Origin of the sequence: Mesorhizobium sp. M7A.F.Ca.US.014.04.1.1 (genome assembly GCF_003998745.1) — a bacterium.
GTDB classification, from domain to species: Bacteria; Pseudomonadota; Alphaproteobacteria; order Rhizobiales; family Rhizobiaceae; genus Mesorhizobium; species Mesorhizobium ciceri.
Genome location: NZ_RZRW01001416.1, coordinates 1 through 510 on the forward strand (window position 1 = coordinate 1; position 510 = coordinate 510).

Annotated in this window: 1 protein-coding gene; it reads left to right on the forward strand. The window is 59.4% G+C overall.

The window, feature by feature from the left end; all coding sequences use genetic code 11:
• Positions 1-41: 41 nt before the first annotated feature.
• On the forward strand, positions 42-510 hold a 469-nt coding region (locus EOA22_RS36865), incomplete at its 3' end, for a 3-hydroxyacyl-CoA dehydrogenase family protein (RefSeq protein ID WP_348629531.1).

Here is a 510-nt window from a genome sequence, read left to right on the forward strand (position 1 = left end):
ATGCGGTGGTAGGAAGTTCGAGTTCCGGCATACCGGCTTCGATGTTCACTGAACAGGCCCCAAGGCGATCGCGCTGTCTAATCGCCCACCCGGTCAATCCACCGCATCTGGTGCCGCTTGTCGAACTGGTAGCTGCCCCATGGACGGATCCGGAAATCGTTCCATGGCTGCGCGAGACGATGGAGCAAGTCGGACAGGTGCCGATCGTCGTCAACCGTGAGATCGAAGGCTTTATTCTCAACCGCCTCCAAGGTGCGCTGCTGAACGAAGCCTGGGCGCTGTTGGATGCGGGCTTGGCAAGTGTGGCCGACATTGATCGAACAGTTGCTCATGGTCTCGGCCTGCGCTGGTCGTTCATGGGACCGTTCGAGACGATCGATCTGAATGCACCCGGTGGCATAGACGATTACGCACAACGTTTGGGAACGCTGTACCACTCGATCGCACAGGATCGCCGCGATCCGAAACCCTGGTCCCCTGATCTGCTTAAACTCGCCACGGCCGAGCGCC